Genomic DNA, 19,049 nt, shown 5'->3' with positions numbered 1-19,049 from the left:
GTGCGGGCGCTTCATGCCGGGAAGCGACCTGCCCTGCTTCATTCCTATGGGTCATGTCGCTCATGAAACGGAGCCGCGGCCTCTGGCAGGCTGATCTCCCCGTCGAAGAGCCACCGTTCCCGAAGGCACCGAGTCGCTGCCGCCAGGGGGAGCCCCGGCCTGGCACCCGAGCAGCGCCGCCAGGGCCCGCCGGTCCGTCCGCCACCCGAGCCGCCCGGCTTCTGCGAGGGTCCGGGGCAGCCGGCGGGCGATGGCCCAGGTGGACAGGTTGACGCCGGCGTCGAAGTGCCGGTCGGAATCGAGCCGCATGAGCGGCGCCTGCCCGGCGGCGGCGACGGGCGGTAAGGAGGCGGGGTTACTCATGCCCCCATGGGGCCCGAAGGCGCCCGGCGGGCAACGGTGTTGTTCCGGCCACGCACCCGCCGGGCGGGTCACCGGGCAGCGGACGGCGGCCCGGGGGAGCGCCTTGCGTCAGCGGCCGGCCGGCAGGTGGTCGCGGGCCCACTGCTCGAAGGTGGTGAGCGGGATGCCGGGTTCCGTGGCGTACCGGGGGCGGCCGGGCTGGCCGGCGGTGTTCAGCCACTCGTGCGTGACGCCCATCGGCGGCATGCCGGCGGCGAGGGCCTGCTCGGCGGTCATGTCCGGGGCGGGCAGGTGCGTACCGAGGACGCGGGAGCCGGAGCCGGGGGGCGAGGTGCGTGTACAGGGGCCTGGTGGAAGCCGGAGCCGAGTGCGGGCGGCTCTCCGTGCCCCTCGACTACGCCGCTCCCCACGGCCGCACCACCGACATCGCCGTCTCGCGCATCCGCGCGCCACCGCCGAGCCCTCCCAGCGCCGCGGCATCCTCCTCGCCAACCCCGGCGGGCCCGGCGGGCCCGGACTCGATTACCCCCTCGCCCTCAGCCCCGTGCCGGGCGGCGTCGCCCTGCACCGCGCGCTCGGCGGCTCCCGCCTCCTGACGGCCGACATCCGCAGCCACGGCGTCTACACCAACGCCATCAGCGGCAACCGGCCCATCCGATGCGCCGACAGGGCAGTCAACACCTACCTCGCCGGCGGCCCCCTGCCCCCGGCCGACCGGACTTGCACACCTTGACCGCCCCGGCCCCGGCCACCGCGGTCACGGATGCCCGGGGCAGCCGTCCCGTACGCCCCTCACGCCTCTGCGGGGCGGGCGTCCTCGGGGCCGGGGTCCGCGGGCGGGGCGTCCGCCGCCGCGTCCGCCGGGTCCGTCTCCTCGGCCAGCTTCACCACCGCCACCGCCGCGACCACCACCCCCGCGACCGTGACCAACTTCTCTAACGCGCTGCCGAATCCGAAAAGCATCGCTTCTCCCCCCTCACCGTCAACTGCTCGCCAGACTAGCGCCGACCGGTGACAGAGGTCACTTCCCTCCGGCCAGCTCCCCCAGTACCCCGTCCGTGAACGGCGGCCACACCTCTGCTGCCCACTCGCCGAACTGCCGGTCCGTCAGCGCCACGCACGCGGCCCCGTGGCCCGCCGCCGTGGGCGCCTCCGGGTCGATCCACAGGAAGGTGCCCGACTGGCCGAAGTGGCCGTACGTCTGCGGCGAGGACGACGACCCCGTCCAGTGCGGGGACTTGCCGTCGCGGATCTCGAAGCCCAGACCCCAGTCGTTCGGGCTCTGATGCCCGTAGCCGGGCAGCACGCCCTTCAGGCCGGGGAAGCAGACCGACGTCGCCTCCGCATGCGTCTCGTCCGAGATCAGCCGCGGCACCAGCAGCTCGCCCGCGAACCGCGCCAGGTCCGCCACCGTCGACGTCGCCGCATACGCGGGTGACCCGTCCAGGCTCGTTGCGGTCATGCCCAGCGGTGCGAAGACAGCGTCCCGGACGTACTCCGCCAGCGGTATGTCCGTGGCCTTCGCGAGATGGTCGCCCAGGACCTCGAAGCCGGCGTTCGAGTACAGCCTGCGGGTGCCCGGCGCGGCCATCACCCGGTGCTCGTCGAAACCCAGCCCGGAGGTGTGCGCCAGCAGGTGGCGTACGGTCGAGCCCTCGGGACCCGCCGGCTCGTCCAGCTCGATCGCGCCCTCCTCGACGCCCACCAGCACGGCGTACGCCACCAGGGGCTTCGTCACCGACGCCAGATAGAAGCGATGGTCCGCCGGGCCGTGCGACCCGGCGAGCGAGCCGTCGGCGCGCAGGGCCGCGGCCGCCGCCGTACCGACGGGCCACGAGTCGATCACAAGCAGGCTGTCCATGCGCCGAGCCTAACGCGCGCATATCTTGTTGCTTGGAGTGCACTCCAAGTCAGTAGCGTCGACGCGTCGAGAGTGGGGAGCCGGTAATGAGCCTGACCACAGCGGCCCGGGTGCGCCCCGTGGGCCAAGATCACTACTCCATCAGCGAGGTCGCCTCGTACACGGGACTGAGCGCGCACACCCTGCGCTGGTACGAGCGCATCGGGCTGCTCAACGGCGTACACCGCTCGCACACCGGGCAGCGCCTCTACACCGACGGCGACCTCGACTGGCTCGACCTCATCGGCAAGCTGCGGCTCACCGGGATGCCGGTGGCCGACATGGTCCGCTACGCCGAGCTGGTACGGGCCGGGGACCAGACCATGCCCGAGCGCACCCAGCTCTTCCGGGAACACCGCGAGGTGGTCCGGCAGCAGATCGCCAACCTTCAGACGACGCTCGCCGTCCTCGACTTCAAGATCGAATTCTACGAGGGAGCAGCTTCCGGATGCACTCCATGAACACCCCCGTCGCCACCGTCCCCCTCGGCACCGACGGGCCCCGGGTCGGGGTCCAGGGCCTCGGCTGCATGGGTATGAGCTTCGCGTACGGGCCCACCGACGCGGACGCCGCCCGGGCCACCCTCGACCGCGCCCTCGAACTCGGCATCACCCTGTACGACACCGCCGACATGTACGGCGACGGCGAGAACGAGAAGTTCATCGCCCCCTTCATCCGCGCCAACCGGGACGCCGTCACTCTCGCGTCCAAGTTCTCGATCTCGATCGACCCGGAGGAGCCGCAGAAGCGGGTGATCCGCAACGACCGGCCCTATCTGCGCTCCTGCATCGAGGGCAGCCTGCGCCGCCTCGGCGTGGAGACCATCGACCTCTACTACATGCACCGGCGCGACCTGCGCGTCCCGATCGAGGACACGGTCGGATTCATGGCCGAGCTGGTCCAGGAGGGCAAAGTACGGCACCTCGGGCTGAGCGAGGTCACCGGCGCGGAGCTGCGCGCGGCCCATGCGGTGCACCCGATCGCCGCGGTGCAGTCGGAGTGGTCGGTCTTCAGCCGGGACGTGGAGCGGACGGCGGTGCCCGCCGCGCAGGAGCTGGGCGTCGCCTTCGTGCCGTACTCGCCGCTCGGCCGGGGCTTCCTCACCGGGGCCTTCGTCAACGCCGAGAAGGATCTGACCGCCGACGACTTCCGCCGCACGATGCCGCGCTTCACCGGCGGCAACGGCGCGAAGAACGCCGAACTGCTCGCGCCGCTGCGGCAGATCGCCGAGGCGCACGGGGCGACGCCGGCGCAGATCGCGCTCGCGTGGGTGCACGGGCAGGCGGCACTGCGCGGGATGACGGTCGTGCCGATCCCGGGGACGCGGAAGCCGTCGCGGGTGGAGGAGAACGCCGCGGCGACGGTGATCGAGCTGACGGAGGCGGAGCGCGCGCTGCTGGAGCCGCTGGCCGAGCAGGTCGCGGGGCCGCGGTACGCGGACGTCACCTTCACGTCCGCGGGCCGGGAGTAGCGAGGGCGGCGGCGCGGAGGGGGGCCGCCGCGGGGGCCGCGGGCCGGCCGTGCGGGACGGGCCCCCGGCCGTCACTCCCCAGGAGCCGCCGGCCCCGGCACGGCCCCGCCCGCCGGGGCCGCTGCCGCTTCCACCCCCGCCTGCCGCAGGGCCGTGACCTCGGCGCGCAGCGACGCCACCTCCCGCGTCAGCTCCCGCAGCGCCGCCGTCTGCTTCTCCTCGTGCTCGCTCTCCTGCCGCACCTGCGAGATGAACCACGCCGCGATGTTCGCCGTGACCAGACCCAGCAGCGCGATCCCGGATACCATCAGCCCGATCGCCAGCAGCCGCCCCAGGCCCGTCGTCGGGGCGAGGTCCCCGTACCCGACCGTGGTCATCGTCGTGAACGCCCACCAGACGGCGTCGCCGAGCGTGTGGATGTTGGCGCCGGGCTCTCCTCGCTCCACCTCCAGCACCGCGAGCGCGCCGAACAACCACAGCACCAGGACCGAGCCCACCACGTGCGTCGTCAGCCGCACCTGGGCGGCGGCCGTCGCGAGCCGGCCGGTGAGCAGCAGCGCCGAGACGAGCTGGAGCAGCCGCAGCGGGCGGATCAGCGGCAGCAGCACCGCGCAGAGGTCGAGGGCGTGGGTGCGTACGAACCTCCACCGGTCCTCCGCCAGTCGCAGCCGCCAGGCGTAGTCCGCGGCGAAGACGGCCCACACGGCCCACGTCGCGGCCCGGCATGCCGTGTGCAGCGCACCCGGCATGCCGGGATCCACGATGGGCATGGCGTACGCGGTGGCGAAGACCAGCGCGAGCCCGAGCAGCGGACGCCGTGTGCGCCGCTCCCACCGCGCCAGCCGCGCCTGCGCCGCGGGTGCCTCGGCCGGGGCGGCGGCACCGGGGTCAGCGTGGTCGGGGATAGTGTCCGGTTTACTGAGCATGGCCTGATGCTACGGAGACCCCGTGGCCCGCGGCCCGGCCGAGCGGCCACGCCCCGCCGGGCCCGCCGCCCCCGGCGCGAGGCGTCAGGCGTCGCCGCCCGCCGCTCCCGGGTCGGCCGCCGCCACGTCGAGAAGCCGGTACCGGTCGATCGCCTGCTTCAGCACGGACCGGTCCACCTTCCCCTCCTTCGCCAGCTCCGTGAGCACCCCCACCACGATCGACTGCGCGTCGATGTGGAAGAAGCGCCGCGCCCCGCCGCGGGTGTCCGCGAAGCCGAAGCCGTCCGCGCCCAGCGACTGGTATGTGCCCGGCACCCACCGCGCGATCTGGTCGGGTACGGACCGCATCCAGTCCGACACCGCCACGAACGGCCCCTCGGCCCCGGCGAGCTTCCGCGTCACCCACGGCACCCGCTGCTCCTCCTCCGGGTGCAGCAGGTTGTGCCGCTCGGTCTCCACGGCCTCGCGGCGCAGCTCGTTCCACGAGGTGGCGGACCACACGTCGGCGCGTACGTCCCACTCCTCAGCGAGGATCCGCTGCGCCTCCAGCGCCCACGGCACGGCCACGCCGGACGCCATGATCTGCGCCGGGATCCGGCCCGCGGCCCCGGGGGACAGCTTGTGGATGCCCCTGACGATGCCCTCGACGTCGACGTTCTCCGGCTCGGCCGGGTGGACGATCGGCTCGTTGTACACGGTCAGGTAGTAGAAGACGTCCTCGCCGTGCGGGTGCTCGGGCGACGAGCCGTACATCCGCCGCAGGCCGTCCTGCACGATGTGCGCGATCTCGAAGCCGAACGCCGGGTCGTACGCCACGGCCGCCGGGTTCGTCGACGCCAGGAGCTGGGAGTGGCCGTCGGCGTGCTGGAGGCCCTCGCCGGTGAGCGTGGTGCGGCCGGCGGTGGCGCCGATGACGAAGCCGCGGCCGAGCTGGTCGGCCATGGCCCAGAACTGGTCGCCCGTGCGCTGGAAGCCGAACATCGAGTAGAAGACGTAGACCGGGATCAGCGGCTCGCCGTGGGTCGCGTACGCGGTGCCGGCGGCGGTCAGCGCGGCCGTACAGCCGGCCTCGGAGATGCCGTCGTGCAGGAGCTGCCCGGTGGGCGACTCCTTGTAGGCGAGGAGCAGCTCGCGGTCCACGGACTCGTACGTCTGGCCCAGCGGGTTGTAGATCTTGGCGCTCGGGAAGAAGGAGTCCATGCCGAACGTGCGGTACTCGTCCGGCGCGATCGGCACGAACCGCTTGCCGATCTCCTTGTCCCGCATCAGGTCCTTGAGCAGCCGCACGAACGCCATCGTGGTGGCGATCGCCTGGCTGCCGGAGCCCTTCTTGACGGCCGCGTAGGTCTTGTCGTCCGGCAGCTTCAGCGGCTGGGAGCGCACCACGCGCGTCGGCACGTAGCCGCCGAGGGCCTGCCGGCGGTCGTGCATGTACTGGATCTCCTCGGAGTCCCGGCCCGGGTGGTAGTACGGCGGAAGGCCGTCTTCCAGGTCCTTGTCCGGGATGGGGAGGTGCAGCCGGTCGCGGAAGCGCTTGAGGTCCTCGACCGTGAGCTTCTTCATCTGGTGCGTGGCGTTGCGGCCCTCGAAGTTCGGGCCGAGGGTCCAGCCCTTGATGGTCTGGGCGAGGATGACGGTCGGCTGGCCCTTGTGCGCGACGGCGGCCTCGAAGGCGGCGTAGACCTTGCGGTGGTCGTGGCCGCCGCGGCCGAGGTGCAGGAGCTGGTCGTCGGTCATGTCCTCGACCATCTTGCGCAGCCGCAGGTCGTCGCCGAAGAAGTGCTCGCGGATGTACGCGCCGGATTCGGTGGCGTACGTCTGGAACTGGCCGTCCGGCGTCGTGTTCAGCTTGTTGACCAGGGCGCCGTCGCGGTCCTGCGCGAGCAGCGGGTCCCAGGAGCGGTCCCAGACCAGCTTGATCACGTTCCAGCCGGCGCCGCGGAAGTACGACTCCAGCTCCTGGATGATCTTCCCGTTGCCGCGGACGGGGCCGTCGAGCCGCTGGAGGTTGCAGTTCACGACGAAGGTGAGGTTGTCCAGCCCTTCGCGGGCGGGCAGGGACAGCTGGCCCAGCGACTCCGGCTCGTCCATCTCGCCGTCGCCGAGGAACGCCCACACGTGCGAGTTCGAGGTGTCGGCGATGCCGCGGGCCTGCATGTAGCGGTTCATCCGGGCCTGGTGGATGGCGCCCAGCGGGCCGAGGCCCATGGAGACCGTGGGGAACTCCCAGAAGTCCGGCATGTTCCGCGGGTGCGGGTAGCTGGAGAGGCCGTTGGGCGCCTTGGAGTGCTCCTGCCGGAAGCCGTCGAGCTGGGCTTCGCTGAGGCGGTCGAGGAGGAAGGCGCGGGCGTAGATGCCGGGCGAGGCGTGGCCCTGGAAGAAGACCTGGTCACCGCCGTCGCCGTGGTCCTTGCCGCGGAAGAAGTGGTTGAAGCCCACGTCGTAGAGCGACGCGGACGAGGCGAAGGTGGCGATGTGCCCGCCGACGCCGATGCCGGGGCGCTGGGCCCGGGAGACCATCACGGCCGCGTTCCAGCGGGTCGCGTTGAGGACCTTGCGCTCGATCTCCTCGTTGCCGGGGAAGAACGGCTCGTCCTTGGTCGCGATGGTGTTGACGTAGTCCGTGCTCCGCATCTCGGGCACTGCCACGCGCTTCTCGCGGGCGCGTTCGATGAGGCGGAGCATGAGATAGCGGGCTCGTTCCCGGCCCCGCTCGTCGACGGCCGCGTCGAGCGAGTCGAGCCACTCCTGGGTCTCCTCGGGATCGAAATCCGGGACCTGGCTGGGAAGGCCGCCAATGATGATCGGGTTGCGATCGGATCCGGAAGCCACGCTGTTCCTTCGCTGTACGTATCGGTAATCGGACTGCTCGCAGATGAGAGGTCTCGCGCTGATTCCCATCGTCTACCGCGGTTGCGGCCACGTCATCTCTACTGTTTGGTAACCCTGTATTCGTTCCACCGGGGCTCGACCGACACGGCCGTGGAGGGGCCGTACGGGCTGATCGCCAGCGTACCCGCAGGCAACCCGGGCGACTGCGCCCCCTGGTCGAGGGGTGCCCTCCATAGGGCGGGATCGGCCGCCGGGTACTTGCGCGATTCGCCCGGCACGTGTGGACTACGCCCATCGCCTCGCGTGCGCGCGAGCGCGATGGCTGATTTCGGAAGATCGACGGACACGAGCAGGAGGCAATCCGTGAGCGCGACCGCGGACCACGCGGAGGAGCGGACCAACCCCGCCACCAGGCTGGGTTTCCAGGCCGGAGAGGTGGTCCAGGAGATCGGTTACGACGACGACACCGATCAGGAGCTTCGCGAGGCCATCGAATCGATCACCGGGCAGAACCTCGTCGACGAGGACTACGACGACGTCGCGGACGCCGTCGTGCTCTGGTTCCGCGAGGACGACGGCGATCTGACGGATGCGCTGGTGGACGCCACCACCATGATCGACGAAGGCGCCCCGGTCTGGCTCATGACGCCCAAGACCGGCCGTGACGGCTACGTCGAGCCCAGCGACATCGGCGAGGCGGCGCAGACCGCCGGTCTGGCCCAGACCAAGAGCATCAACGCGGGTACGGACTGGAGCGGCAGCCGGTTGGTCACCCCGAAGGGGGCCCGCTCGACCAAGCGCTGACACGTCTTTTCACCGGGACTGCCCGTGCGGTCCCGCACTTCTGCGCGGGCGCTCCCGCGGTGCTGCGCGGCCGGGCTCCCGGCCGGCGCGGCGGCATCCCGGCGCGGAGCGGCACCCGCCACGCCCGTACGCTCGTGACCCGGCAGAGGTTCGCTGGACCGGGAGACCGGAGGTCACGGATATGGCACTGGACGGGATCGAGGCGCTGGCGCCCGGCGCCGGGGCGCCGGACTTCGCGCTGCGCAACGAGCACGGCGAGACCGTGCGGCTCTCGGACTACCGCGGCGAGAAGGCGGTCGTCCTGCTCTTCTTCCCGTACGCCTTCACCGGCGTCTGCACGGGCGAGCTGTGCGCGCTGCGCGACCGGCTGCCCGCCTTCGTCAACGACGAGGTCCAGCTCCTCGCCGTCTCCTGCGATACGCCCTTCGCCCTGCGCGTCTTCGCCGACCGGGAAGGCTTCGGCTATCCGCTGCTCAGCGATTTCTGGCCGCACGGCGCCACGGCGCGGGCGTACGGCGTCTTCGACAGGGAGAAGGGCTGCGCGGTCCGCGGCACCTTCATCATCGACACCGCGGGCACGGTCCGGTGGACGGTCGTCAACGACCTGCCGGACGCCCGGGACCTCGACGAGTACGTGGCGGCGCTGAAGGCGCTCGCCCCCGCCTGACGTCCCGCGGCCGGGCTACGCCGCGTTCGTTCGGGTGTTCGGCAGGGTGGACGTGTGTGGCCGGAATCCTGCACTATCCGGCAGTGGCGCGGCTCCTGACGCTTCCGGACCCGGGAAGTGTGGGGACTTGACACCGCCGGGGAAGATGGGGTCACGACGTACGTGCCGGGTGCGGGAGAACCGTGCGGGTACGGTGACGAAAGCCCGGTGGCGTGCAGCGTCCCGGAGACGGACGGACACACGATGAGAATGGACGACTGCCAGTGGTGCTGAAAACCTTCGGCTGGTCTTTCGCGGTGACCGCCGCGGGCCTCGCCTGTGCCGCGATCTTCTGGGGGTGGGAGGCGTTCGTCCTGGTGGCGATCCTCTCCATCCTGGAGATCTCGCTCTCCTTCGACAACGCGGTCGTCAACGCCGGCGTGCTGAAGAAGATGAACGCCTTCTGGCAGAAGATCTTCCTCACCGTCGGCATCCTCATCGCCGTCTTCGGCATGCGCCTGGTCTTCCCCGTGGTGATCGTCGCGATCACCGCCAAGGTCGGGCCGATCGAGGCGATCGAACTGGCCGTGGACGACCCCGACCACTACGAGCAGCTCGTCACGGACGCGCATCCGTCGATCGCCGCCTTCGGCGGGATGTTCCTGCTGATGATCTTCCTGGAGTTCCTCTTCGACGAGCGGGAGCACAAGTGGATCCCGTTCATCGAGAAGCCGCTGTCGAAGGTCGGCCGGATCGACGCGATCTCCGTGTGCATCGCCCTGATCGTGCTGCTCACCACCGCGATGACGATCGCCACCAGCGCGATCCAGCACGGCGGCGGACATGTGGACAAATCAGGCACAGTCATGTCCGCGGGCATCGCCGGTCTCATCACATACCTCATCGTCGGCGGCCTCTCCGGGCACTTCGAGAACAAACTCGAAGAGGAAGAGGAGCGGGAACACGAAGCGGAGGAGGCGGCGAAGCGCTCCGGCCAGCAGCAGTCCGCCGTCGGGCTGGCGGGCAAGGCCGCGTTCTTCATGTTCCTCTACCTGGAGGTCCTGGACGCGTCGTTCTCCTTCGACGGCGTCATCGGCGCCTTCGCCATCACCAACCACATCTTCTGGATGGCGCTGGGCCTGGGCATCGGCGCGATGTACGTCCGGTCGCTCACGGTCTACCTGGTGCGGCAGGGCACGCTCGACGAGTACGTGTACCTGGAGCACGGCGCGCACTACGCGATCGGCGCCCTGGCGACCATCCTGCTGATCACGATCAAGTGGCACATCCACGAGGTCATCACCGGCGTCATCGGCGTCGCCTTCATCGGCCTCTCCCTCTACTCCTCCATCCGCCGCAACCGGCGCATCGCACATGAGGGCGGCGGCGGAGATGACGAACCGGCCGAAAAGGAGCTTCCCTCCCGCGTGTAGGTTCCGCGCGGTCCGGGATGCGGAAGGATTCCCCTCGGGGCCGGTCGACCGACCGGGCCCGAGGGGTTTTCCACGTCTGGGGGTACGAGGTGTCGTTCTGGGGCAACTGGCGGCGGGAGGGGGTGCCGCAGTTCGACAGCGCCGGTGCGTCGTACTCGGTGCAGCTCACCAAGCGCAAGCCGCTGCTCTCGCTGAGCCGGCAGGGATCCGACACCGGCAACCTGCGCATCAACCTGTCCTGGCGGATGCGCACCTCCGACCTCGGCGGCCGCTCCCGCAGGAGCGGCGGGACGCTGCTGCACCCGGCGAAGCTGTTCCGGCCGGAGATCGTGCAGGCGCAGGGGCCGGCCGTCGTCAACGTCGACCTCGACCTGGCGTGCATGTACGAGCTGGAGGACGGCACCAAGGGCGTGGTGCAGCCGCTGGGCAACCTCCTCGGCGACATCAACGACCCGCCCTACATCAAGCTCAGCGGCGACGACAGGTTCGGCTCGGGTTCGGGCGAGACGGTGTACGTCAACCTCGACCACAAGGAGGCGTTCCGGCGGCTGCTGGTCTTCGTCTACATCTACGACGGCACCCCGGCGTTCGACCGGACGCAGGCCGTCGTCACGCTGTACCCGTCCAGCGGGCCGCGGGTGGAGATCGCGCTCGACGAGCGGGCGCCGGAGGCGCGGTCGTGCGCGGTGCTGCTGATCGAGAACAAGAAGGGCGAGCTCACGGTGCGGCGCGAGGTGCGCTACGTGTACGGGTTCCAGTCGGAGCTGGACCGGCTGTACGGCTGGGGACTGGTGTGGGGGCGCGGTTACAAGACGAAGACGTGAGCGCCCGCGCGGCGGTCAGCGGCCGATGAACTGCGGGCCCTGGGGCGGGAGGGTGAACGCCGGAGGGTAGCCGTACGCGATGGGGGGCGCGGGCTGCGGCTGGGCGGCGGCCGGCTGGGGGCTCTGCGGAGCCTGCGCGGCTTGCTGGGCCTGTGCCGCCTGCGCGGCGCCCGGCGCGGGCCGGCCTTCGGAGGCCGGCTCGTTCCCGGAGTCGGGCGTCGGGTGGTGCCCGGTGTCCGTCTCGTCCACCGAGATGCCGAACTCGCCGGCGACGCCGACCAGGCCCGTGGCGTACCCCTTCGTCACCGCCCGGAACTGCCAGCCGCCGCCGGCCCGCCGCAGCTCGCCGCAGATCAGCGCCGACGACGCGCCGCCGTCGGGCTGGATGTCCACGTACGCGAAGGGCTCCCCGCCCGCCGCGTCGCCGCTCCCGGCATCGTGCAGCTCGACCCGCAGGTTCCGCACCCGCCCGAGGGTGCCGCCGTCGGCCGAGGCGATCAGCACCATGCGGTCGACCGACGGGTCCTGCCGGGTGAGCTGCGCCTCGACGGAGTCGGTCAGGCCCTCGCCCTGCCGCTTCTTCGGCAGCTTGCGGGCGAGCCCCGAGGGGTGCCGGGGCTGGTTGTAGAAGACGAAGTCGGCGTCGGAGCGCACCCGGCCGCCGTCGTCGAGGAGGATGACGCAGGCGTCGACGTCGGGGACGCCGGCCCCCGGGGTCCAGCGCAGCACGGCCCGTACCGCAGGCACGGATACGGACATGTCGGATCCCTGCGCCATGGCGTGCGTCATGCGGGCTATCCTGCCCTGTCGCCCGCGGCGGCCACAATGCGGGGCGATCGGGGAACGGTGGAGGGCTCCCGGACGTCCCTTTTACCGAATCATCGCCTTCCCTCGACCTTCCTTTACCCGCCTCACCCCGTCCGCCTCCCCACCCCGTCTTCCCCCACCCACGCCGGCCCCCGCCCCGGCCGCGTCGACCCTTGGGAGCACCGCATGCGCCACTTCGGGCACGTCTCCCCGGACGTGCGTGCCGGGCTGTTCCACCGCGAGCCGGCCGAGTTCACCGCTGAGGCCCCGCCCGCCGAGCTGGCCATGGCCCTCGGCGCGACCCTCTACAGCCCCGCCACCCGCTCGCAGCTCGCCCGCGACATCCGCGTCCAGGCGGCGCGGGGGGTGGTGTCGATGGTGCTGTGCCTGGAGGACTCCATAGCGGACGACGAGGTGCCGGAGGCGGAGGCCAACGTCGTACGGCAGCTCAGGGAGCTGGAGCGGCAGGGCGCCGGCAGTGCCCTGCCGCTGCTGTTCGTCCGCACCCGGGAGGCGGGCCAGATCCCCGATCTGGTGGCCCGGCTGGGGCCCGCGGCGCGGCTGCTGTCGGGGTTCGTGCTGCCGAAGTTCACGGCGGTGCAGGGGGTGGCCTTCCTGGAGGCGGTGATCAAGGCGGAGCAGGTGCTGCCGCCGGGCGGGCGGCGGCTGTACGCGATGCCGGTGGTGGAGTCGCCGGAGGTGCTGCACCTGGAGTCGCGGGCGGCGGCGCTGCGGGGGATCGCGCGGGTGCTGGAGCAGTACCGGGAGCGGGTGCTCGCGGTACGCCTCGGGGTCACGGACTTCTGCGCCGCGTACGGGCTGCGGCGGTCGCCGGACATGACGGCGTACGATGTGCAGTTGGTGGCGGCGGCGATCGGAGACGTGGTGAACGTCTTCGGGCGGGCCGACGGCAGCGGCTTCACGGTCACGGGTCCGGTGTGGGAGTACTTCCGCCAGCAGGAACGATTGTTCAAGCCGCAGTTGCGGAGCAGCCCGTTCGCGGCGGGGCGGGCGGAGGAGCTGCGGGCCGCGCTCATCGAGCACGACATGGACGGCCTGCTGCGGGAGATCTCGCTGGACCGCGCGAACGGGCTGCAGGGCAAGACGTGCATCCACCCGAGCCATGTGGCACCCGTGCACGCGCTGTCGGTGGTGAGCCACGAGGAGTACGTGGACGCGACGGACATCGTGCGCAAGTCCGGTGCGGGCGGCGGGGTGATGCGGTCGGCGTACACGAACAAGATGAACGAGGCGAAGCCGCACCGCGCGTGGGCGGAGCGGACGCTGCGGCGGGCGCGGATGTTCGGGGTGGCGCGCGAGGACACGACGTTCGTGGAGCTGCTGGCGGCGGCGGGACGGGGGGAGAGCTGATGGCCGGGGACGCGGGCGCGGGCGCGGGCACGGGTCCGGCTTCCGGGGCTGGGCCGGGTGCCGGTTCCGGGGTGTGGCCGGGGGAGTGGGTGGAGAGCCGGCTCGGGGTGGAGCTGTCGGGCCCCGCGGAGCTACGGGACTTGGTCGGGCTGGCGCTGCGCCGCAACCCGCGCCGGGCGCACCTGCTGGTCTCCACGGTGCTGGGCAAGCACGTCCCGCAGCGCCCGAGCCGCATCCACGGGGCGGGCCTGCGCCTCGGCGGCCTCGCCCGGGACCTGCTGGGCCCCGGGGCCGCGGCCCGGGCGGTGGTCCTGGGCTACGCCGAGACGGCGACGGGCCTGGGCCACTGCGTGGCGGACGGCCTGGGGGCGAGCGCGTACCTGCACTCCACCCGGCGGGCGGTCCCGGGAGTACGGCGGGCGGCGGGCTTCGAGGAGGAGCACAGCCACGCGACGGAGCACCTGCTGCTCCCGGCGGACCCGGGGCTGCTGACGGGGGAGGGCCCGCTGGTGCTGGTGGACGACGAACTGTCGACGGGCCGCACCCTGCGCAACACGATCGCGGCCCTGCACGCGGCCCGCCCCCGGGCCCGGTACGTGGTGGCGGCCCTGACGGACATGCGCTCGGAGGAGGACCGCAGGGCCCTGGAGAAGTCGGCGGCGGACCTGGGCACGCGGGTGGACGTGGTGTCGCTGACGTCGGGAACGGTACGCCTGCCGCCGGACGTACTGAGGCGGGGCGCGGAGCTGGTGGCGCAGCACGAGCCGCCTGCCGCGGGCACGGCGGGGCCGGCGGGGGGCGGGCCGGATGCGGCGGGGGACGTTCCGGGGGGTTCGTCGGGTGGTGCGGTCGTGGCGGGGGCGGCGGGTGGCCGTGGTCCGGTGACCGGGTCGGCTGGTGCCGCTGGTCAGGAGTGCGAGGGGCCTGCGGCGGGCGGGTCGGATGCGGCGGGGGTCGGCCGGGGGCCGAGTCGGGTGACTTGTCCGGGTGGTCGCGAGGGTGCGGCTCCGGGGGGTTCGTCGGGTGGTGCGGTCGTGGCGGGGGCGGCGGGTGGCCGTGGTCCGGTGACCGGGTCGGCTGGTGCCGCTGGTCAGGAGCACGAGGCGCCTGTGGCGGAGGCGGTGCCCGCCGCGTGGGACCCGGCGGCGACGGGGCCCGCGGAAGTTGCCCGGCCCGGCCCGGCCGACGCCGAAGGGCGGGCGGCAGGTATGGCAGCGCCCGGCGCCGTCGGCGGCCAGGCGGCCGGGCGCTCCGCGCCCCCGCCGGCCGGCTCCTCTTCCGCCTCGGGCTCCTCTTCCGCCTCCGGCTCCTCTTCCGCCTCCGGCTCCTCTTCCGCCTCCGGCGGCGCGGGGGGCTCGGGGGCGGAGCGCCCGGGTTTCGGGAAGGGGCGGGGTCGGGGAACAATTGCCGCCGCGGTGCGCCGCGTTGCGCTGGGGTGGCCTGCCGGGCTGCCCGACGGGGGGCGGCACGGGTTCGGCAGCGGGCACCGTACGCGGCTGGAATCCGCGCTGCCCGGCATGGCCGGCCGTGTCGCCGGTGCCCTCGGCCTCCCCGCGGCCCCGGCGGAGCCGCCGCGCCTCCTCGTGCTCGGGACCGAGGAGCTGATGTACGCACCCCTCCGGCTCGCCACCGCGCTGGAAGACCTTCTCCCCGGCGCCGACGTGCGGTTCTCCTCCACCACCCGCTCGCCAGTGCTGCCCGTCGACCACCCCGGCTACGCCATCCGCAGCCGGCTCACCTTCCCCGCCCACGACACCCACGACACCCCCGGCGCCCACGGCGGCACCCGCTACGCCTACAACGTCACCGGTGACGACGCCTACGACGCCGTCGTCGTCGTCACCGACTCCGCCGCCGACACCCCCGCCCTGCACGCCCCCGGGGGGCTCCTCGACGTGCTCGCCGCGCACACCGACCGGGTACTCCTCGCCGTGATCCCCTCCTACGCACCCCCCGCCGAGTCCGGGACCGAGGCCGGGGCCGGGCCCGGGGCCGCCGCCCCGGCCGAGCCCCTGCGCGGACCCGCGTTCTCCTCCTACGCCCCCGACGAGGTCGGCTGGCTTCTCAAGGACCTCTCCGACGTCGCCCTCGAAGCCCCCACCGAGGAGCGCGAGGAGGCCATCCAGCGCGGCGGCGCCCACTACGCCGAGTCGCTGCCCGTCGAGTACCAGCCCAGCCCCGACTACGTACGCCTCTTCCACTCCGCCCTCGACGCCACCGCGGGCCGCATCGCGGACGCCGTCGCCACCGTCACCGAGACCGTGCTCGCCGAGCGGTCGCCCGCACCCGTGCTTGTCTCCCTCGCCCGCGCCGGCACCCCCGTCGGGATCCTGATGCGCCGCTGGGCCCGGCACGCCCACGGGCTCGACCTGCCGCACTACGCCGTCTCCATCGTCCGCGGCCGCGGCATCGACACCGCCGCCCTGCGCCGGCTCGCCGCCCACCACGACCCCGCTGACGTGGTGTTCGTCGACGGCTGGACCGGCAAGGGCGCCATCGCCCGCGAACTCGCCGCCGCCCTCCGCGACTTCCCCGGCTTCGACCCGCGGCTCGCCGTCCTCGCCGACCCGGGCCGCTGCGTGGACACGTACGGCACCCGCGAGGACTTCCTCATCCCCTCCGCCTGCCTCAACTCCACGGTCTCCGGTCTCATATCCCGCACCGTGCTCCGCGCCGACCTCATCGGCCCCGCCGACTACCACGGCGCGAAGTTCTACCGCGAGCTGGCCGGTGACGACCTCTCGGGACACTTCCTCGACGCCGTCACCGCCCGCTTCCCCGCCCCCGCCGCCGTCCGCCCCATGCCGGCCGCCGCCGAGCGCGAGCCGACCTGGGCGGGCTGGGCCGCGGTCGAGCGGATCAGCGAGGCGTACGGCATCGGGGACGTGAACCTCGTCAAGCCCGGCGTCGGCGAGACGACGCGCGTGATGCTGCGCCGGGTGCCGTGGCGCGTGCTGGCGCGGCGCGGCGCGGGGGCCGACCTGGACCACGTACGACTGCTCGCGGAGCAGCGGGGGGTGCCGGTGGAGGAGACGGACGATCTGCCGTACACCTGCGTGGGGCTCATCCACCCCCGGTACACCCGCGGGGCGACCGGCGCGGACGGCACCGCAGCCGCGGCGGCCCCGGGCGCCGCCCTCCCCGACGTCCCTGGAGCGCCTGCCCCGTGACCATCATCGCCAGCGACCTCGACCGCACCCTCATCTACTCCCCGGCGGCCCTCGCCCTCGCCGTGCCCGACGCCGCCGCGCCGCGCCTGCTGTGCGTCGAGGTCTACGAGGGCAGGCCGCTGTCGTTCCTGACCGAGACCGCCGCCGCGCTGCTCGCGGACCTCGCCGGCCGGGTCCACTTCGTACCGGTGACGACGCGCACCCGCGAGCAGTACGGCCGCGTCCGGCTGCCCGGGCCGCCGCCGCGGTACGCGATCTGCGCCAACGGCGGCCACCTGCTGGTCGACGGCGAGGCCGACGCCGGGTGGCGGGCGCGGGTGGGCCGGGAGCTGGCGGTGGGGAGCGCGCCGCTGGCGGAGGTCCGCGCGCATCTGGAGCGGGCGGCGGACCCGGCGTGGCTGCGGAAGCTGCGGACGGCGGAGGACCTGTTCGCGTACCTGGTGGTGGAGCGGGCCGCGGTGCCGGAGGAGTGGCTGAAGGAACTGGGTGAGTGGGCGGAGGGCCGGGGGTGGTCCGTCTCCGCGCAGGGACGGAAGGTCTACGCGGTGCCGCGCCCGCTGACGAAGAGCGCGGCGGTCGCGGAGGTCGTACGGCGGGTGGGGGCGCCGGCGGCGGACGGCGTGCTCGCCGCCGGGGACTCCCTGCTGGACACGGATCTCCTCCTCGCCGCCGACCGCGCCTGGCGCCCGGGGCACGGCGAGCTGGCCACCCGCGGCTGGACCGCGCCGCACGTCACGGCGCTCGACGAGCGCGGGGTGGCCGCGGGCGAGGAGATTCTGCGGCAGATGGCAGGATGCCTCCCATGACCTCTCCCTCTCCCGCGGACCGGGACAAGCGACCTGACCAGACGCCGGAGCTGTACCGGTACGTGCTGGAGCACAACCCGCCGCTGGACGCCGTGCAGCGCGACCTGGTGGAGCTGACGCACAGCCGCTTCCCGGACTCCGCGAGCATGCAGTCCGCGCAGGAGCAGGGTCCGCTGCTGGCGTTCCTGGTACGTCTCGTCGGTGCCCGGCACATCGTGGAGGTCGGCACGTTCACCGGGTTCTCGTCGCTCTCCATGGCGCAGGCGCTGCCCGCCGACGGGAAGCTGGTGGCGCTCGATGTCTCCGAGGAGTGGACGGCGTACGCGCGCGAGGCGTGGGAGAAGGGCGGCGTCGCGGACCGGGTGGAGCTGCGGATCGGGCCCGCGGCGGACTCGCTGCGGGCGATGCCCGCGGAGCCGCACATCGACCTGGCGTACCTCGACGCGGACAAGGGCGGCTACGTCGGGTACTGGGAGGAGCTGGTGCCGCGGATGCGGCCCGGCGGGCTGATCGTCGCGGACAACGTGCTCTTCCACGGCCGGGTCGTCGACCCGGACGCCACCGGCGGGGCGGCGGCGATCCGGACGTTCAACGACCACGTGGTCGCGGACGACCGGATGGACTCGGTGCTGCTGACGGTCGCGGACGGCCTCACCGTCGCGCGGCGCCGGTAGCGGCTCTGGCCTCCTCGTCCTCCGCGGTTTCCTCGTCCTCCGCGGTTTCCTCGTCCTCCGCGGCGGCCTCCTCCGCGTTGCGGGTGCGCCAGTACGGGTTGTCGTGGGGGAGCCGGCCGCTCACGCGCCCGTACATCCCGAACATCGCCAGGACCACCCCGAGGATGAAGCTGAAGAGCACGTTCTGTATCCTGAAGGCGAAGAAGTTCCAACTGGTGTCCAGAACGGCGAGGTTGACGAAGCCGCTGAGGACGAACAGCCCGCCGAGGACCATGTTGAGCGTCGAGGCGAAGTTGCCCCCGCGGACCATGCCGTAGAGCAGCACCACGCCGGCGACGATGGACAGGACGCTCAGCGCGCCGTTGCTGTTCAGCCCGAGGGTCTGGTGGCCGCCGGTGTCGAAGAACCCGATGCGGTCGATGAGGCCGAGGATGCCGAACACCAGCAGGAAGAGGCCGGCGAGGCCGGCGCCGACGCGGTAGACGTTGCTGAGGTGGTGATCGACGGGCAGGTGCTCGTCGAGCTTGGTGTGCTGGTGCGCGGGATGCCCGACGTTGACGCGGTCCTTGAGGGCTTCGCGGCTGCCCGGCACGTGCTCCTTGGGCGGTTCGGCGAGGGGATGCGGCAGGGACTCCATGACGTGATCCTGCTCGGCCATGGCGGACCTCCTTACGGCGGTCGTGCTGCAGTGCCGTAATCCAGGATCAACCCTGTGCGCATTCAGGGGCAAGTCGCCCAGGTCGGGCACCGTACGCTACGGCGCCCCGCGACTACGCGCAGCAACCGCCGCCGCAGCACCCGCCCCCGCCGCCACCGCCGCCGCCCTGCGGCGCGGCTCCGGCGCCGGTGGCGGCGCCGCCGACGGCGACGGTGGAGAGCAGCTTGACGGTGTCGTCGTGGCCCTGCGGGCAGTCCGCGGGGGCGGAGGACTCGGCCATGGGGCGGCTGACCTCGAAGGTCGTCCCGCAGGACCGGCAGCGGTACTCGTATCGCGGCATGGCGGACAGCATATCGCCGGTACG

20 protein-coding genes are annotated in these 19,049 nt (G+C 72.7%); 11 read left to right on the top strand and 9 right to left on the bottom strand.

Annotated elements, in window-relative coordinates; translation table 11 throughout:
- Positions 1-471: 471 nt before the first annotated feature.
- Together FB457_RS11850 and FB457_RS36070 are read right to left on the bottom strand one after the other, a co-directional pair.
- Entirely contained in the window at positions 472-639 is a 168-nt protein-coding gene (locus FB457_RS11850) for a hypothetical protein (RefSeq protein ID WP_486588998.1), read from the bottom strand.
- Between the two features lie 118 nt (positions 640-757).
- Positions 758-979: a hypothetical protein gene (locus FB457_RS36070; protein WP_486589002.1), complete on the bottom strand. Its 222-nt coding sequence runs from the start codon at positions 977-979 to the stop codon at positions 758-760.
- Here FB457_RS36070 and FB457_RS36065 point away from each other — a divergent pair.
- On the top strand, positions 908-1,096 hold the full coding sequence (locus tag FB457_RS36065) for an alpha/beta hydrolase (RefSeq protein WP_347615198.1): 189 nt from the start codon (positions 908-910) through the stop codon (positions 1,094-1,096). The two genes, FB457_RS36070 and FB457_RS36065, sit on opposite strands and share 72 nt — an antisense overlap.
- 59 nt (positions 1,097-1,155) lie before the next feature.
- On the opposite strand, the gene FB457_RS35190 is transcribed toward FB457_RS36065, so the two are convergent.
- Together FB457_RS35190 and FB457_RS11840 are read right to left on the bottom strand one after the other, a co-directional pair.
- On the bottom strand, positions 1,156-1,326 hold the full coding sequence (locus FB457_RS35190) for a hypothetical protein (RefSeq protein ID WP_164492519.1): 171 nt from the start codon (positions 1,324-1,326) through the stop codon (positions 1,156-1,158).
- Between the two features lie 58 nt (positions 1,327-1,384).
- Entirely contained in the window at positions 1,385-2,224 is an 840-nt protein-coding gene (locus tag FB457_RS11840) for a serine hydrolase domain-containing protein (RefSeq protein WP_145781788.1), read from the bottom strand.
- An 86-nt stretch (positions 2,225-2,310) separates the two neighbouring features.
- Between FB457_RS11840 and FB457_RS11835 the strand changes: the two genes are divergently transcribed.
- On the top strand, positions 2,311-2,724 hold the full coding sequence (locus FB457_RS11835) for a MerR family transcriptional regulator (RefSeq protein WP_047015558.1): 414 nt from the start codon (positions 2,311-2,313) through the stop codon (positions 2,722-2,724).
- Positions 2,712-3,734: an aldo/keto reductase gene (locus FB457_RS11830; RefSeq protein ID WP_145781786.1), complete on the top strand. Its 1,023-nt coding sequence runs from the start codon at positions 2,712-2,714 to the stop codon at positions 3,732-3,734. The genes FB457_RS11835 and FB457_RS11830 overlap by 13 nt, the downstream gene beginning before the upstream one ends.
- A gap of 71 nt (positions 3,735-3,805) precedes the next feature.
- Here FB457_RS11830 and FB457_RS11825 read toward each other — a convergent pair whose 3' ends face one another.
- Together FB457_RS11825 and aceE are read right to left on the bottom strand one after the other, a co-directional pair.
- The gene (locus FB457_RS11825) at positions 3,806-4,660 is read right to left on the bottom strand and encodes a potassium channel family protein (protein WP_145781785.1); all 855 of its coding nucleotides are present in this window, start codon (positions 4,658-4,660) and stop codon (positions 3,806-3,808) included.
- Between the two features lie 84 nt (positions 4,661-4,744).
- The gene (aceE, locus tag FB457_RS11820; RefSeq protein WP_047015556.1) at positions 4,745-7,492 is read right to left on the bottom strand and encodes a pyruvate dehydrogenase (acetyl-transferring), homodimeric type; all 2,748 of its coding nucleotides are present in this window, start codon (positions 7,490-7,492) and stop codon (positions 4,745-4,747) included.
- Positions 7,493-7,855: 363 nt separating this feature from the next.
- Here aceE and FB457_RS11815 point away from each other — a divergent pair, with 363 nt between their 5' ends.
- The 4 genes from FB457_RS11815 (at position 7,856) to FB457_RS11800 (ending at position 11,199) form a co-directional block, all read left to right on the top strand.
- Positions 7,856-8,296 carry a DUF3052 domain-containing protein gene (locus FB457_RS11815; RefSeq protein WP_047015555.1) on the top strand — a complete coding sequence of 147 codons (441 nt, stop codon included), beginning with the start codon at positions 7,856-7,858 and terminating at the stop codon, positions 8,294-8,296.
- Positions 8,297-8,477: 181 nt separating this feature from the next.
- Complete coding sequence (locus FB457_RS11810) at positions 8,478-8,963, top strand: peroxiredoxin (protein ID WP_145781783.1); 486 nt, start codon at positions 8,478-8,480, stop codon at positions 8,961-8,963.
- A gap of 263 nt (positions 8,964-9,226) precedes the next feature.
- Complete coding sequence (locus FB457_RS11805) at positions 9,227-10,375, top strand: DUF475 domain-containing protein (protein WP_047015553.1); 1,149 nt, start codon at positions 9,227-9,229, stop codon at positions 10,373-10,375.
- A gap of 89 nt (positions 10,376-10,464) precedes the next feature.
- Positions 10,465-11,199 carry a TerD family protein gene (locus FB457_RS11800; RefSeq protein ID WP_047015552.1) on the top strand — a complete coding sequence of 245 codons (735 nt, stop codon included), beginning with the start codon at positions 10,465-10,467 and terminating at the stop codon, positions 11,197-11,199.
- Between the two features lie 15 nt (positions 11,200-11,214).
- On the opposite strand, the gene FB457_RS11795 is transcribed toward FB457_RS11800, so the two are convergent.
- Positions 11,215-11,988 carry a TerD family protein gene (locus tag FB457_RS11795; protein WP_145781782.1) on the bottom strand — a complete coding sequence of 258 codons (774 nt, stop codon included), beginning with the start codon at positions 11,986-11,988 and terminating at the stop codon, positions 11,215-11,217.
- A gap of 204 nt (positions 11,989-12,192) precedes the next feature.
- Between FB457_RS11795 and FB457_RS11790 the strand changes: the two genes are divergently transcribed.
- The 4 genes from FB457_RS11790 (at position 12,193) to FB457_RS11775 (ending at position 18,027) form a co-directional block, all read left to right on the top strand.
- Positions 12,193-13,377, top strand: a complete 1,185-nt coding sequence (locus FB457_RS11790; protein WP_047015550.1) for an HpcH/HpaI aldolase/citrate lyase family protein — start codon at positions 12,193-12,195, stop codon at positions 13,375-13,377.
- An 89-nt stretch (positions 13,378-13,466) separates the two neighbouring features.
- Positions 13,467-16,547: a phosphoribosyltransferase gene (locus tag FB457_RS11785; RefSeq protein ID WP_145781820.1), complete on the top strand. Its 3,081-nt coding sequence runs from the start codon at positions 13,467-13,469 to the stop codon at positions 16,545-16,547.
- Positions 16,544-17,353 (top strand): HAD family hydrolase, encoded by an 810-nt coding sequence (locus FB457_RS11780; protein ID WP_145781780.1) that lies wholly within the window; start codon positions 16,544-16,546, stop codon positions 17,351-17,353. The genes FB457_RS11785 and FB457_RS11780 overlap by 4 nt, the downstream gene beginning before the upstream one ends.
- Complete coding sequence (locus FB457_RS11775; protein ID WP_047015547.1) at positions 17,350-18,027, top strand: O-methyltransferase; 678 nt, start codon at positions 17,350-17,352, stop codon at positions 18,025-18,027. The genes FB457_RS11780 and FB457_RS11775 overlap by 4 nt, the downstream gene beginning before the upstream one ends.
- Here the strand turns inward: FB457_RS11775 and FB457_RS11770 are convergent.
- A complete protein-coding gene (locus tag FB457_RS11770; RefSeq protein ID WP_145781778.1) occupies positions 18,005-18,685 on the bottom strand; it encodes a DUF4383 domain-containing protein in 681 nt (226 codons plus the stop codon). The genes FB457_RS11775 and FB457_RS11770 overlap by 23 nt on opposite strands.
- A gap of 112 nt (positions 18,686-18,797) precedes the next feature.
- A complete protein-coding gene (locus tag FB457_RS11765) occupies positions 18,798-19,025 on the bottom strand; it encodes an FmdB family zinc ribbon protein (RefSeq protein WP_047019858.1) in 228 nt (75 codons plus the stop codon).
- Positions 19,026-19,049 lie beyond the last annotated feature (24 nt).

The sequence above is a fragment of the Streptomyces sp. CNZ287 genome, assembly GCF_007827615.1.
Note: the sequence above shows the minus strand (reverse complement) of the source record. Positions and strands in the feature narration are given on the sequence as shown.